Genomic DNA, 14,838 nt, shown 5'->3' on the forward strand with positions numbered 1-14,838 from the left:
TTTAGCGCTTAGGTTGGCAATCAAGAGATTGACCATTCACATCAATACTGTCGTTACCCATGAGGTAAAGATACATAGGCATGATGTCAGCAGGTGTTTTCAATGTATCAGGGTTTTCAGCAGGAAAAGCCTGCGCGCGCATATTGGTGCGTGTGCCACCTGGGTTAATACAGTTAAAGCGTAGCGACTTATTTTGATACTCGTTAGATAACGTCTGCATGACACCTTCTGTAGCGAACTTCGATACCGCATAAGTCCCCCAAAACGCGCGACCTTTTCGCCCAACGCTAGAGGTAGTAAAAATAACCGATGCATTGTCAGCTTTTTCTAGGGCAGGGATTAGCGCCTGCGTTAAGAAAACCGTACCATTTACGTTGGTTTGCATCACATCAAGCCATTCTTGTTGCTCAATATCTTTAAAAGAACTTAAATGCCCAAGCACAGAAGCGTTGTGTAACACACCATCTAACTTACCGAATTGGTCTATAATGGTTTGCGTCATTTGTTGATAGTGTGACGGTGTTGCGCCTTTTATATCTAGCGGTACTATTGCAGGTTCAGCACTTCCAGCATTTACGATTTCGTCGTAAACGGCTTCTAGCTTAGAGACGGTTCTGCCTAATAAAATACAGGTGGCACCATGTTTTGCGTAAGTCCGCGCTGCTTGAGCACCGATGCCATCGCCAGCACCTGTGATAAGAATGACTTTACCCTTTAATAAATCGGCAGGGGCTTGATAATCGTTCATCAGTATCCTTAATAAATTCGCATATAGTTATCTGCGCAATAGGTTCAAATTATATAGGTGCAGATGATACTCACACTACGCAATAAGTAAAACTTTCGAAGTATAAAAACACCAAACGTAAAAAAAAATAACGTTTAGCGTTAACAAAACTTTGCAAAGTTGCAACAAAGTTAATAAGATTGAGGGAGATACAACTGGTCTAACATGTTTGAAGCTCGGTGAGTTTGCAGTAAGAACAAGGCGTTAAAGGTGCCAGCTTACAAGCAATGCGAGTTTTAGATACACAGAATAACAACAATGCTTGTAGGGAGTAAGAATGAGAAAACTCATATTAAGTTCCAGTGTGGCCCTTGCGCTGGGTCTAACAGGCTGTGGCGGCTCCGATGATACCCTGTCCGATATTCAGGCCGAGACAGAGGTCCAAACACCATTTTCACGTATCGTGTTTGATCCCGCTAGTGGCGATTTAAATATACCTAATGATCTTCTAATGCTACCAGGGGATGACGGCTTTTTCGATTATACCCTTAACATTCCGGTAGACGATCCAACTAACTTTGCTGACCCACAAAACGCACTTAATGTACTAGACGGATGGTCAACACAGCATCCATTTGCTATATCGGTAGAGACGCCGGCAGGTGTTTCACTTGACGCGTCTACCTTGGCGGCTGGCGTGTTGATGTTTGAAGCAACCCTAGGGTTGGATTTAAACGATCCAGATTGCGCGCAAATCACGACGCCTTCTGCGGGTTGTAAGCTTGGCGATCAGTTGGTTTACGGCGAAGATTATGTGCTTTCTCTTGCTGATGAATCAACAATTACCTTTGTGCCATTAAAGCCACTGAAGCCGGCTCAAGGTCACATGTTGGTAATGACCACCGCGTTGAAAGATTCGTCTGGTAAGTCTGTACAAGGCTCTACATCGTGGGATTCAACACGACAAGATATCAATACACTGCCATTATCAAGTGATGATCAATTATTGCTTCAAGGCATTGTGAACTCACTGGTAAACCCAGTGATTGGTGCAGGTTATGAGCGTGAAGATATCACCTATGTTTCTGCATTCACCACGCAATCAATTGCGAATTCACTCGATACCATCAAAAAAGTAATGGTAGGTGAGTTTGCAGCACGCGCTGCTGCTGGAGACCCAACCGCGGGTGAAGCACTTCCTGTTATTGTAGTAGGAGACGTTGACAGCGCACCTACAGCGATGGAAGCGCTAAATTTAGTCACAGAAGAAGTAGTCGCTGGTGCGGTTTCAGTCGGAATAGATAACTTACCAGCAGAGGCAGCAGCCTTAGTACCTGTTATTGAAGCCACTGACTTCAGTGCACTTGAAACGTGTGCTGGGTTAGCGGGTACCGTGTCTGGTCAGTTATCTGCCCAATGGGGTGCGGTTAACGATTTCGCTGTGGCTGTGTCTACTGGCATACTTGCCGAAGCGGGTCCGTTTTGTGCAGCACAACGCTATGAGGGTAGCGTGTCGCTTCCTTATTTCCTAGGTGTTCCAAGCGCAGAAAACCCAACAGCGCCAGTTAATGAATTTTGGCAAGCAGCCTGCGACAGCGGTATTGTGTTAGCAACGGCTTCTGATGAAGTACTCGCTAGTGCCACACCTGGTCCAAACTTCGAAACGTGTTCAAGTTTAGGCTTATCTGATTTACGTGTTAATGGCGAAATGCTAGATAACGCCCGTAATATCACTAAGTTTAACCCATTCCCTCAGATGACTGGCGGAAACATGGGTGAAGAGACGTTAGATGTGCAGGTGACAATTCCAGACCCAGCGATTGCTGGTGCACTTGGCTTCTCTGTCAGTATGCCAGAAGCGGGTTGGCCTGTAGTGATTTTAGCGCATGGTATTACGAGTAAGAAAGAAGATATGCTAGCCATTACGGGGACTTTGTCGTTGGCAGGTATTGCTTCAGTGGCTATCGACCAACCACTTCACGGTACTCGTGGTTATGATTTAGACGGCGACGGCACTGATGACATCAATGCTACAACCGTAAGCGCTACTCATTACATGAACTTGGCAAGCTTGCCAACTGCGCGTGATAACCTGCGTCAAAGCGTGTCTGATTTATTGGGCCTACGTTTAGGTTTGAACGCGGTAGTTGATGCTACTGCAACCCAAAACGTGTCATTTGATATGTCTCGTGTATCTATCATGGGTGTATCATTAGGCGCTATTACGGGCGGTAACTTTGCCGCAGTGGCTAACACCAGCATGGGAGAGACATTAGGCGCGTTAGACGGCATGTATGCTGTTAAACAAGCCTCGTTAGAGTCTCCTGGAGGCGGTGCAGCTCAGTTCTTACTTGAGTCTGCTACCTTTGGTCCGCTTATCAAAGGATTGCTGTTATCTCAGTCGTCTGAAGATTTTGTTGCCTTGTTAACTCAGCTTTATGGCACAACTGATGTTTCAGAAGCACAGTTAGTGGGTGCGGTAAGCGCATTTATGGATGCCTTAAGCGATGAACAAGCTGCAGAAGTTAATGCGGTATTTGCTGAATTCGCATTTGCTGCACAAACGGTTATGGACGCTGGTGACCCAACTAACTATGCCACTACGCTTGGTGAAACTACACCAGTACACATGATGACAGTGGTAGGTGACGGCGGGGAAGAAAACTTACCAGACCAAGTCATACCAGTAAGTACATCTTTGCCATTGTCTGGTCAGTTAGCGCTTGCCAATACCATTGGTTTAAATCAGGTGACGACTACCCAATCGGGTACCGATGCATTAAGCGGCTTGGTTTTATTTAACAGTGGTGCGCATGCATCAAGTTTAAGCCCAGCAGCGAGCACGGCAGTTACGGCTGAAATGCAACGAGAAGTAGCAGGTTATATCTCTTCTGACGCTACGGTTTTACCCATTACTGATGAGACTGTTGTATCAAATTAGTGATATGTAACTAGTTGAGTCATAAACATGAAAAGGCCGACTTATGTCGGTCTTTTTTTTTGCTTATTTAAGCTAAAAATCAAAATGTTGTTTGAATGTTTCTTATTGTTAATGTAGTGTTAATTGGTCGGATCTGTTGAAGAAAGAAGGATACAGGATCTTGATTTCGAGTATTACAACAATAAGGGACAGTTTGTGAACATACCAAAGAAACGTATATTGCCATATCGTACACTTCTCGCAGCCTCTATTGCTGCCACACTAATAGGTTGTGGAGGGAACGATAATAATTTTGATAACGTGCAAACGCCAACCACTCCTGAGCCAACTCCCGTTGAACCTACACCAGCACCGGTACCCGCTTTTGATACAGATGGTGTATTAACGGCTGACATAACGTGGACAACTTACGGTGTGCCTCACGTTAAAGCGGATAATCTAGAAAGTATGGCCTACGGGGTGGGTTATGCGTTTGCTAAAGATAATTTATGTATTTTGGCAGATCAAATTATTAAATATAATTCTGAGCGCTCGAAATACTTCGGTCCTGACAACCAACCGGGCAGTGGTGATTCAGAGCACCTTATTAATGATTTCGGCTTTTTAACATTGGGTATTCGTGCATTGGCTGAAGAGAATTTGGCGCGCATGTCAGCAAACTCAAGAGCCATGTTTCAAGGTTATACTGCAGGTTACAATCGTTACTTAGCGGACACGCCTGTGGCTGACCAAGATCAGTCGTGTGCTGGGCAGCCTTGGGTAAATGATATCGACAGTACTGATTTATTAACGTACTCACTGGGTGTTGCGTTATTACCAGGTGCTGCTAACTTTTTAGGCCCAATGTTTTTAGCTGCGCCTGAAGGGGAAAGTTACTTACCTACACCTGCGGCAAGCACGAGCACCGTTTCACAAAAGGCAGCGGCATCACCTACTGCCATGGCGGCCAATACGCAAGTAAACGCTGTGCCGTTTAACATTAACCCTACCGTAGTACTGCCGGAAAAAAATCCACAAGACATGGGGTCAAATGGCTGGGGACTAGGGAGCGACAAAACCACTAACGGTATGGGAATGGTTTTAGGGAACCCCCATTTTCCTCACACAGGGAATTTACGTTTTTGGCAGTTCCATACGCAAATACCAGGTTATTTAAACGTAATAGGTGGCTCTTTGACGGGGTTACCAGGTGCGGTGAATATAGGCTTCAACGAAAACGTTGCGTGGACACACACCTTTTCTACAGCTGAGCACTTTGTCGTTTATCAATTAACGTTAGATGAAGATGATGATACGGGCCTTACTCATAGGGTTGATGGTAGTAAACGGACCATTTACGAGAAGCCAATGCAGATTGAGGTAGCGGTGGCACCAGGCCAAACCATCATGCTCAACAAAACAGCCTATTACACAAATTACGGGCCTATGATTGAAGTGCCGGGTAATTTTGAGTGGACGGACACTAATGCGTTTGCCATTAAAGATGCAAATTTGCCGAATTTGGATGTTGTTGATCACTGGCTAGCGATGAATATGGCGGGCTCTATGGAGGAGTTCAAACAAGCCTTCAAAGACTATGATGGTGTTATTTTTAACAATACCATGTCTGCTTCAGCGGACGGTCAGGTATTTTATATTGACGATTCTACCGTCCCTAACTTAACTGAAACCGCCATTTCAGAATTAACCACTAATCCTGTTTTAGTACAAACTAAAATAGCAGCGGGTTTTACTGTTCTACCCGGTTTTGCCTCTGCGTTTGATTTCGATGGACCTGTACCTTACGAGGAAGCACCAAAATATGAGGGAACAGATTCAGTTCAAAACTCAAACAACAGCTTTTGGTTAACAAATTTATCGTCACCTATCACGGGAGTTTCGCCACTTTATGGCAATGTGGAAAATCAACAAAGTCTGCGATCACGCTTAGCTCAGCAATTTATAGAATCTGAAGCAGGTAGTGACAACACATTTACGCCTGACGAAGTGGAAACCTTGCTACTTAACAACCGAAGCATGTTGGCCGATATGGTGTTGCCTAGCTTACTTCAAGCTTGTACAGCCCAAGGTAGTGATCCTGTTACGGTAAATGGTGAAGACGTGGATATCTCCGCTGGCTGTGCAGCATTGGCCTCGTGGGATGGCACCATGAACAAAGACAGTGTTGGGGCGCACGTATTTAGAGAGTTTGCGTTTCAATTTGACAGGGATCCCCAGTGGGAAACACCGTTTTCTGTTGATAACCCTGTTACCACGCCAAGTGGTTTATTGCAGAATGACACCACAATTAATCAATTTGCTGCAGCAGTTCAGGTTGTTAACCAAGCCGGTGTAGCGCTTGATGCAACCTTAGGTGAAGTACAATTTGTAGAGCGAAGCCTGCCAAATGGCACGGCATCGGGTGTAAAACTTCCATGGGCTGGTGCACATAACATCGAAGGTGGTTTTAATGTCTTTAGTATTGTGCCTAACAACAATGGAACTTTACTGCCAAGACATACCTATGCACCGCTTAACAGCAATACCATTATGAGCGCAGAAGCAGAGGGCTATCATATAAATTATGGTAGCAGTTGGATGATGGTCATTAACTTTACTGAAGACGGGCCAAAAGGAAGGGGACTTCTTTCATACTCTCAATCTAGGGCTTATGGCAGTGAACATTCAACTGATCAAACTGAACTTTATTCGTCTCAACCCACGTTACGTGATTTGTATTTTACCGACGAAGAAATATCTGCAAATACAATCAGTACATTAACCCTATCGTCAGAGGAAAATTAGACTGCTATTATAGGCGCCATTATATAAAGTCGCCTTAATGTTAGTTCTAATTCGGACAATAAGGTCGTTATGAAGGGTCTTATAACAGACCCTTTTATTTTGTACTAGGAGATAGGTTTGGAGTTTTTGTACGAATACGGTTTATTTGTGGCTAAGGCCGTTACCTTGGTTATCGCGTTTATTATCGTGGTATCGACCATCGTTGGCGTTGCAAGTAAGCAGAAACAAGGTAAAGGTCAGTTAGAAATAATCTCACTGTCAGAGCAACTAAAGGACATTACCCATTATGCGAAGCAAGTGTTGCTCGACAAAGCAGCATTGAAGCAACTAGCTAAAAAGCAGAAGAAAGAAGATAAGGCCAAAAGCAAAAGTAAAAAAGCTAGCGATGAAGAAGAAAAATCTCGGTTATTTGTGATTGATTTTAAAGGCTCTATGGATGCTAATGAGGTTGAGCACTTACGTGAAGAGATTACCGCTATTTTATGTGTAGCCAACAAAAAAGATGAAGTACTTGTTCGCTTAGAAAGTGGCGGTGGCGTGGTACATGGTTACGGATTAGCGGCTTCCCAGTTACAACGCATCAAAGAAAAAGGCCTTACATTAACCATCGCGGTAGACAAAGTAGCGGCAAGTGGCGGTTACATGATGGCTTGTGTGGCAGATAAATTGTTAGCGTCTCAATTTGCGTACATTGGTTCAATTGGTGTGTTAGCGCAATTGCCAAACTTCAATAAATTATTGAAGAAGAACGATGTGGAATTTGAGCAACATACGGCAGGTGAATACAAGCGAACGCTTACCGTGTTTGGCGAAAATAATGACGAAGGGCGTGCAAAATTTAAAGAAGAAATTGAAGAAATTCACACGTTGTTTAAAGACTTCGTTCATAGTCAGCGCCCTGAAATGAACATTGAGAAAGTGGCAACGGGTGAATATTGGCCTGGTGTTAAAGCAAAAGAACTAGGTTTGGTAGATGCGCTTTCAACCTCAGACGATTACATTTTATCGCACTTCCCAGAGCGCGAAATATTTAAGGTTAAGTACTCGTTGAAAAAGAATGTGGCAGAAAAACTAGGGCTGTCGGTTGCAGCTGTTGCAGAACGGGTAGTCATGCAGACTTGGAACAAAGCAAGGCACTGGTTTTAATAATAATTAATATAAAATAATAGGTTACAGCATTCTCTTGTGGTTATGTGTAACCTTTTTGCCCCGTTCCGAGTCGTTTTTACATGAAGGAACGGGCGTGATGAGACTTAGGTTAAAGAAAAATAAAAAATGGCGAAGCAAACTAAAGCTGATATTTTAGATGCTGCTGAACTGCTCTTTTCAGAGCAAGGGTTCACGCAGACATCGATGCGCGAGATTACGACTCGAGCCGAGGTTAATCTAGCGTCAGTCAATTATCACTTTGGTAGTAAGAAGAACCTTATTCAGGCAGTGCTAAAAAGGTATTTCGATGTTTTGATGCCTGAAGTGAATACCTGCCTTGCCAACAATAAAGTATCTTCCGGTAGCGAAGGTGTTGCTACCTTATTGTATGCACTTATTCCTCCTATGTTGAAACTCAATGTGCTAAGACCGTCGGGCACAGCCATTTTTGTTCAGCTATTGGGTCGAGGGTATAACGAAACCCAAGGTCATTTGCGCCGTTTCATTATGAACGATTATGGCGAAACAATTAGAGCCTTGGTTGACGCTATTCAACAGTGCTTACCCGACCTACCTGAAGAAGCGCTTTTCTGGCGCTTGCACTTTGCAATGGGTAGTTTTGTCTTCTCAATGGCTTCAAGTCGAGCGTTGACAGAAATCGCTGAGTCAGATTTTCACAAGCATGTGAATATTGAAGAGGTGATCAGTCACCTAGTACCGTTTGTAGCACAAGGTGTTGCTGGTAGCATCACACAAAATAACTAAAAAATGGGGTCAGAGTGTCAAGTTACCGAGGTTGGATAACATGCATTCTAGATGGGGATTAAGTAAAAGGAAGTATATATGTATTACGGAACCTGTCTGTGCGGCGAAATAAGCGTCGAGATTTTAGGCTCGATAGATGACATCATTCATTGTCATTGCTCACTTTGTAGAAAGAATAGTGGTACTGCCTATGCCACCAATGGCTTTATCAATGCTAACGAATTCCGCCTAATAGACCCACAGAAGAAACTTGCTACTTACGAATTTAAACCAGGTAAAAATAGACATTTTTGCTCTACCTGTGCATCGCCCATTTATAGTTCAAATGCAGCTAATCCTGAAAAACTGAGAATTCGGCTTGGTATTGTAGATTCAGATATTTCAGAAAGACCCATCTCTCACAACTTTGTTACGTCAAAAGCAAACTGGGACAACTTAGATGCTGCGCTGCCAAGATATGATACGTTTGAACCTGCTAGACAAAGTCGGTAAATTGAACTCAACTAATGAGACGCTGTTGGTTCATCTCCTGTAAGAAAATTGCAAAAGTATTATTAGCCTCATCAATGAGTGTAGATCTACATTAAAATTGGATGTTTATAATGGATTCATTGGAATTAGAAGAAAAACCGGAACTAGATTCAGCCCAACAGAATAAAATCAAAAATGAGACCCTTACCACAGAATTACATTTTGAATTACTAAAACAATATGCGTGGTTATCTTCCGCTGCTATTGGTGCAATCGTCGTTCTTGTTCAATTGAAAGCCATAGAAGCAGATAAAGATCTTTATGTATCCCTCGGTTTTTTCGTGGCTTCCATTATTTTGTCGATTACGGGGCAGGATCATATAATTGATTCATTACTCAAAGGTAAACAAATATACGATGCTTCAAAGGTTTTGAAGTTCATTAGAACAATTTCTATGATGTGCTTTGGTATAGGTGTAGGTTATCTGGCAGCAAACGTATTAAAATTCTGGTAACTACGTCCTTTACCTTCATCGTGAATCAACCGCTACTTTCATTTTAAAACGGCATAGCCGAAGTTATTTTTAATTTTGGCTATGAGTAGGGAAACCCTTTGTGAATACTGAATACGCGTTTGGGTATATATGCCGTAAATTTACTATTTCAACACTATTCATTTTTTCAGTAAATGCTATTTCCGCCGAACAAGGCGGTCATAAGGAACTGACTCAGTACTTGGATGAAGTTCGAGGTGAGTTTACTATTCCCGCAATGGCAGTAGCTATCATTACTGCCGGCAAAGTCAGTTATATTGAAGGTTTCGGCTACCTAGATGAGAAGTTAACCAAGCCCACAACGGATAAAACGCTATTCAGGGCTGCGTCAATTTCTAAACTTTTCACTGCGCAAGCCATAATGAAATTAGTAGAGCGAAGAAAATTAAGCCTCGATGACGAAGTGGGTTTATACATACCACAGCTTGAAAAGTCTCAAATCACTATAAAGCAATTACTCACCCATTCTTCAGGCTTAACGGACGTTATTAGGCCTGCGAGTGCTAAACAAGGTAGATCGCTGAAGCGTTATTTAGAATTGATGGGAGGCGCTGTCCCCGAAGAGTCTGAAAGTCACAGCTTTGTGTATAGTGACACTAATTATAATCTGTTGGGTGAGATCATTCTCTCAGTTAGTGGTCAGCGCTATGACGCTTTCATCTATGACAATATTTTTAAGCCAGCAAAAATCAGAAAAAGTCATTTTTATGATGGCTCAGATGAAAATTTAGCTGAAACGCATCCAACCTACAGGGGAAAGTTAATAGACAAGCTTGAGCAGCGACCCTATGACTTAGCTTTTAACCCCAGTGAAGGCCTCATTGCTAACGTATACGATTTAAGCCAATGGCTTACGCTCACGCTTAACAACAATCCTGTCATTTTAGATAATCATTCCTTCGATGCGATGTTAGTGCCACAAGTAAAAACCACGTGGGGTGAAATATACATGGCACTAGGTTGGCAGGTTTATGAGAATGAATATGGGAAAGTCGCTAGGCATCCAGGTAGTATTCGTGGGTACAAATCGCTAGTGCTTACATATCCAGACAGTAAAAACGCAATAATTATACTGAGTAACTCAAGTGATACACCGCGCTGGGAAATTGCAAAGTCCATTACGGATATTTTAAATAAGAACGGTGAGTGGTAGCTGGCATGTGTAATAAGAAAGGACGGCAGTAGCCGTTCAAAATTAGTATAATGCTTAACAATTCTATAGGTTTAACATGATTGTTGAACTGATTTTATAACAGTTAACCGGAGTGTTTGTGTCAGTAAGTAACCTTGAACTTAAACGCTATCTAGATGGCACACTTAGAGCCCATGAGATTAGCGACTATTGCCCTAATGGTCTGCAAGTTGAAGGCAAGCCAGAAATTCAACGTGTAGTAACAGGGGTAACGTCCTCACAAGCCTTGATTGATGCCGCCATTGCAGAAAATGCCGATGCCATCGTGGTGCATCATGGCTATTTTTGGAAAGGCGAGTCGCAAGCAATTACCGGCATGAAGAAAAAGCGCATTAAGGCGTTACTTGCACACGATATCAATTTATACGCATACCATCTACCGTTAGATGTTCACCCCGAGTTTGGGAATAACCGACAGCTTGCGGCACTGCTTAATATTGACAAGGTGCAAGCCCTAAGCGGCGTAAAACCTACGGGTGTGGTTATGGAAGGGGAATTCGAAAGCCCAATGTCTCAGCATGACCTACAGCAGCTTTTAGCTGATAAGTTAGGACGAGCTGTATTAGCGGAAGGTGATGATACTAAAGCTATTAAAACCGTTGCCTGGTGTACAGGCGGCGGTCAAGGCTTTATCGAGCAAGCTGTTGCGGCAGGGGTAGATGCGTTTATTACCGGTGAAGTGTCTGAACAAACTATTCATACGGCGCGTGAAATGGGCATTAGCTTTTTTGCGGCGGGTCATCATGCCACTGAACGCTACGGCGTGAAGGCATTAGGCGAGCACATTCAAATCGAGTTTAACCTCGACGTATCTTTTATCGATATTCCAAATCCAGCATGACACAAAAATTAGATCATATTTTTGACGGTATAGCCGCAAAGTTTGCCGATAACATCTATGGCACTACAAAAGGCAAACTTAGGCAAATTATGCTTTGTGAAGCCTTAGCCCCTTTCGTTGAAGTAACAGAAAGTGCACTGCCTAAAAAGGTGCTAGAAGTGGGCGGCGGCACAGGTGTGATGGCCGCTCACTTGGCATCGTTTGGGCATAGTGTGTTCCTAACTGATGGGTCAGAAGATGTATTGGTTCATGCCAAAGACAATTTAAAAACGTTTCCAAACGTGAATATTCAACATCAATATTTGTTAGATATTCAAAATATGGAACACTATGACCTTGTAGTTTGCCACGCTGTTTTGGAATGGTTGAATGAGCCCTACCAAGCTATTCAGTTTTTATATGACAACATGCGTGAAGGAGCAATATTAAGCCTGAGCTTTTTTAACCGTGATGCAAACTTAATGACCAACGCTATTTATGGTAATTTTGATTACATTGCGCAAGGTATGAAAGTCAGGAACCAAGTTCGCCTTAACCCTAAAAATCCGTTACCGGCTAAACAAGCCAGCGATTTTTGTGAGTCTATTGGTTTTAAGGTAAAAGCGAAAACCGGCATACGATGTTTTCATGATTACTTGAAGAACCCAGAACATCAAACCACCCAGTTTGAAGGGTTGTTAAGCTTAGAACGAACCTACAACCAAACAGAGCCGTTTATGTGGCTAGGTAAGTATTTTCATCTTGTCTTGGAAAAGTAGCGAAATGGCTACTTTCCTACTATTTCCTTTAAGCTATTCTCATTACCTTAAGCCCGTTAACTTATGTGCTTAACCATATTGTCTTGAACGTTTCGTCGTGTGTCACCGGCGATAAAACACAAGTTATCTAGGGTTATGGCGGCAATCTCACTCAAAGCTTCTTTGGTGAAAAAGCCTTGATGCCCGGTTACCAATACATTGGGAAACGTTAGTAAACGCTGAAACACGTCATCTTGAATAATGTCTTGAGAATGGTCGCTAAAAAATAGCTCTGACTCTCGCTCATACACATCCAAACCTACATAACCCAAATGCCCATTTTTTAGCGCATTGATTACCGACTTATCATCAATTAATCCTCCCCGTGATGTGTTTATAAGCATGGCGCCTTTGGGCATTAGGGCAATACTCGCTTCATTGATAAGGTGATAGCTTTGCTCGGTAAGTGGGCAGTGAAGGGTAACAATGTGGCTTTGGCTAAAAAGCGATTCTAGTGACGTATAAACTACGCCTTCTTGTTTGAGTTGCTTATTGGGGTAGGGATCGTAGCATAAGATATTGCAACCAAAACCTTTTAAAATCCGAATAACCGCTTGGCCAATGCGTCCTGTACCTATCACACCTACTGTTTTATTGTGTAGAGTAAAACCCAGTAAACCGCCCAATTCAAAGTTGCCTTCTTTTACTCTGTTATAGGCTTTGTGTGTTTTGCGATTTAACGTAAGAATGAGTGCTAGCGTGTGCTCTGCCACCGTTTCAGGGCTGTAGGCGGGCACTCTCGACACACTGATGCTCAATTCATTTGCGGTGGCGATGTCGACATTGTTAAAGCCAGCACAGCGTAACGCAATATGTTTAATACCAGCCTCATGCAAGATATATAAAGTTTTCGCATTAAGTTCATCATTGACGAAAACACAGACACCATCGTAGCCTTGACACAGCAAGGCAGTCTCAGCGGTGAGTTGATGAGGGAAATAAGTAAAAGAAATAGGGGAGAAAGTAGGGGGAAGGCCGTCTTCTCGTTCAGTCCCTTCTAGGCTCATGGCCTTTTCTAAGCTTGTGGCTGCTGCCTTAAAAACAATTTCTTCATAAGGTTTGGCACTAAAAAACGCGACTTTCATTACACTGCACTCCCTATCCAAAAAACGATAAAAATTTAGGCTTTCAATAGTCCATCAATATCATTACTTATTTCACTCGGCTTCGTGGTTGGGGCGTAACGCTTAACCACGTTTCCGTTAGCATCGACAAGAAACTTAGTGAAATTCCACTTTATGCGTTTAGAGCCAAGTAAACCAGGTGCTTGTGATTTTAATTCAACGTAAAGAGGATGGGTTTGCGTTCCATTAACGTCAGTTTTTTTTAATAATGGAAAAGAAACACCAAAGTTCATATTACAAAATTGAGCAATATCATCATCTGAGCCCGGTTCCTGGTGACCAAATTGATCGCAAGGAAATGCCAATATTTCGAAGCCCTTCGGACTATATGCTTTATAGAGTTTTTCTAAACCTTCATATTGATTAGTAAAACCACATTTACTGGCGGTATTAACGATAAGTAACACTTTGCCTTTGAAGTCTGACATGGCAATAGCTTCGCCGTTATTTTTAATCACTTGGTGACTGTATATGCTCATAGCGCTTCTCTTTATTTTAGTTATTGATGTGTTTTAGTAATCAGAAAGTTTGTTACACTTCGCTTCAGTATAATCAGTTATGAAGAGAGTTACACTATGCCAAATAATACATTTACAACGTCTTCAACTGCAGGTTCACTTATCGATAACGCTTCGATTAACGTCAGTTTTCTAGGGCTCGGTGTGATGGGCTATCCCATGGCGGGGCATCTGGCAAAATCAGGCTTCAATGTTACTGTGTATAATCGTACAAAAGCGAAATCCGAAAAGTGGGTAAAAGAGTGTCAAGGCACCCTTGCCCTAACCCCAGCAGAAGCCGCAAAAGATGCTGATATAGTGTTGATGTGCGTAGGTAACGACAATGATGTTAAAGACGTTGCAAGCCAAGCCCTAGGTACGATGGGGCCGGGTACATTGCTGATAGATCACACTACCGCGTCGGCAGAAGTAGCGCGTGAAATGTTTTCGCTATGTCAAAAGCAGTCCATCGCATTTTTAGATGCGCCAGTGTCAGGTGGCCAGGCCGGTGCTGAAAATGGTTTACTCACAGTCATGGTGGGGGGGGAACAAAAGGCTTATGACCGTGCTGAAGCTGTATTTTCTGCCTATGCTAAACACAGTCAATTGTTAGGTGAAAGTGGAAGTGGTCAGTTAGCAAAAATGATGAATCAAATTTGCATTGCCGGCATTGTTCAAGGGCTAGCAGAGGCGCTTCATTTTGGTCAAAAAGCAGGGTTAGACTGTAATGCAGTCATCGATGTTATCAGTAAGGGGGCTGCGCAATCTTGGCAAATGGAAAATCGTGCGGCTACTATGCTCGAAAACCATTATGACTATGGTTTTGCGGTTGATTGGATGCGAAAAGATTTATCTATTGCCCTTGATGAGGCGCGTCGAAATGGCTCGACATTAGCGCTAACGGCCCTGGTCGACCAATATTATGGTGACGTTCAAAAAATGGGTGGCCATCGCTGGGATACATCCAGCCTACTAATGCGGTTGAAATAACATACC

At 42.9% G+C, this 14,838-nt stretch carries 13 protein-coding genes; 10 read left to right on the forward strand and 3 right to left on the reverse strand.

The features are described 5' to 3' along the window. Position 1 precedes the first annotated feature (1 nt). The gene (locus FLAVO9R_RS07500) at positions 2-748 is read right to left on the reverse strand and encodes a YciK family oxidoreductase (RefSeq protein ID WP_159530131.1); all 747 of its coding nucleotides are present in this window, start codon (positions 746-748) and stop codon (positions 2-4) included. A 316-nt stretch (positions 749-1,064) separates the two neighbouring features. On the opposite strand from FLAVO9R_RS07500, the gene FLAVO9R_RS07505 reads away from it, so the two are divergent. From FLAVO9R_RS07505 to FLAVO9R_RS07545, 9 genes are all read left to right on the forward strand, one after another. Further along, complete coding sequence (locus FLAVO9R_RS07505; protein WP_159530133.1) at positions 1,065-3,668, forward strand: VolA/Pla-1 family phospholipase; 2,604 nt, start codon at positions 1,065-1,067, stop codon at positions 3,666-3,668. Between the two features lie 195 nt (positions 3,669-3,863). Then, a complete protein-coding gene (locus FLAVO9R_RS07510; RefSeq protein WP_159530135.1) occupies positions 3,864-6,452 on the forward strand; it encodes an acylase in 2,589 nt (862 codons plus the stop codon). A 117-nt stretch (positions 6,453-6,569) separates the two neighbouring features. Then, a complete protein-coding gene (gene sohB, locus FLAVO9R_RS07515) occupies positions 6,570-7,598 on the forward strand; it encodes a protease SohB (protein ID WP_159530137.1) in 1,029 nt (342 codons plus the stop codon). Positions 7,599-7,727: 129 nt separating this feature from the next. Next, a complete protein-coding gene (locus FLAVO9R_RS07520) occupies positions 7,728-8,366 on the forward strand; it encodes a TetR/AcrR family transcriptional regulator (protein ID WP_159530139.1) in 639 nt (212 codons plus the stop codon). 78 nt (positions 8,367-8,444) lie between these two features. Further along, positions 8,445-8,858: a GFA family protein gene (locus tag FLAVO9R_RS07525; RefSeq protein ID WP_126872316.1), complete on the forward strand. Its 414-nt coding sequence runs from the start codon at positions 8,445-8,447 to the stop codon at positions 8,856-8,858. Between the two features lie 110 nt (positions 8,859-8,968). Continuing rightward, complete coding sequence (locus tag FLAVO9R_RS07530) at positions 8,969-9,352, forward strand: hypothetical protein (protein ID WP_013784008.1); 384 nt, start codon at positions 8,969-8,971, stop codon at positions 9,350-9,352. A gap of 100 nt (positions 9,353-9,452) precedes the next feature. Then, positions 9,453-10,544, forward strand: coding sequence for a serine hydrolase domain-containing protein (locus FLAVO9R_RS07535; RefSeq protein WP_159530141.1), 1,092 nt, complete (start codon positions 9,453-9,455; stop codon positions 10,542-10,544). Positions 10,545-10,662: 118 nt separating this feature from the next. Continuing rightward, a complete protein-coding gene (locus FLAVO9R_RS07540; RefSeq protein ID WP_159530151.1) occupies positions 10,663-11,424 on the forward strand; it encodes a Nif3-like dinuclear metal center hexameric protein in 762 nt (253 codons plus the stop codon). Continuing rightward, complete coding sequence (locus tag FLAVO9R_RS07545) at positions 11,421-12,182, forward strand: methyltransferase (protein ID WP_159530153.1); 762 nt, start codon at positions 11,421-11,423, stop codon at positions 12,180-12,182. The genes FLAVO9R_RS07540 and FLAVO9R_RS07545 overlap by 4 nt, the downstream gene beginning before the upstream one ends. Positions 12,183-12,238: 56 nt before the next feature. Here FLAVO9R_RS07545 and FLAVO9R_RS07550 read toward each other — a convergent pair whose 3' ends face one another. Then, the gene (locus FLAVO9R_RS07550; protein WP_159530155.1) at positions 12,239-13,306 is read right to left on the reverse strand and encodes a 2-hydroxyacid dehydrogenase; all 1,068 of its coding nucleotides are present in this window, start codon (positions 13,304-13,306) and stop codon (positions 12,239-12,241) included. 35 nt (positions 13,307-13,341) lie between these two features. Then, positions 13,342-13,824 (reverse strand): glutathione peroxidase, encoded by a 483-nt coding sequence (locus tag FLAVO9R_RS07555; protein WP_159530157.1) that lies wholly within the window; start codon positions 13,822-13,824, stop codon positions 13,342-13,344. Positions 13,825-13,920: 96 nt separating this feature from the next. Here FLAVO9R_RS07555 and FLAVO9R_RS07560 point away from each other — a divergent pair, with 96 nt between their 5' ends. After that, positions 13,921-14,832: an NAD(P)-dependent oxidoreductase gene (locus FLAVO9R_RS07560; protein WP_159530159.1), complete on the forward strand. Its 912-nt coding sequence runs from the start codon at positions 13,921-13,923 to the stop codon at positions 14,830-14,832. Positions 14,833-14,838: the final 6 nt, after the last annotated feature.

It is taken from the genome of Alteromonas sp. 38, assembly GCF_902506055.1.
Classification (GTDB): Bacteria; Pseudomonadota; Gammaproteobacteria; order Enterobacterales; family Alteromonadaceae; genus Alteromonas; species Alteromonas lipotrueae.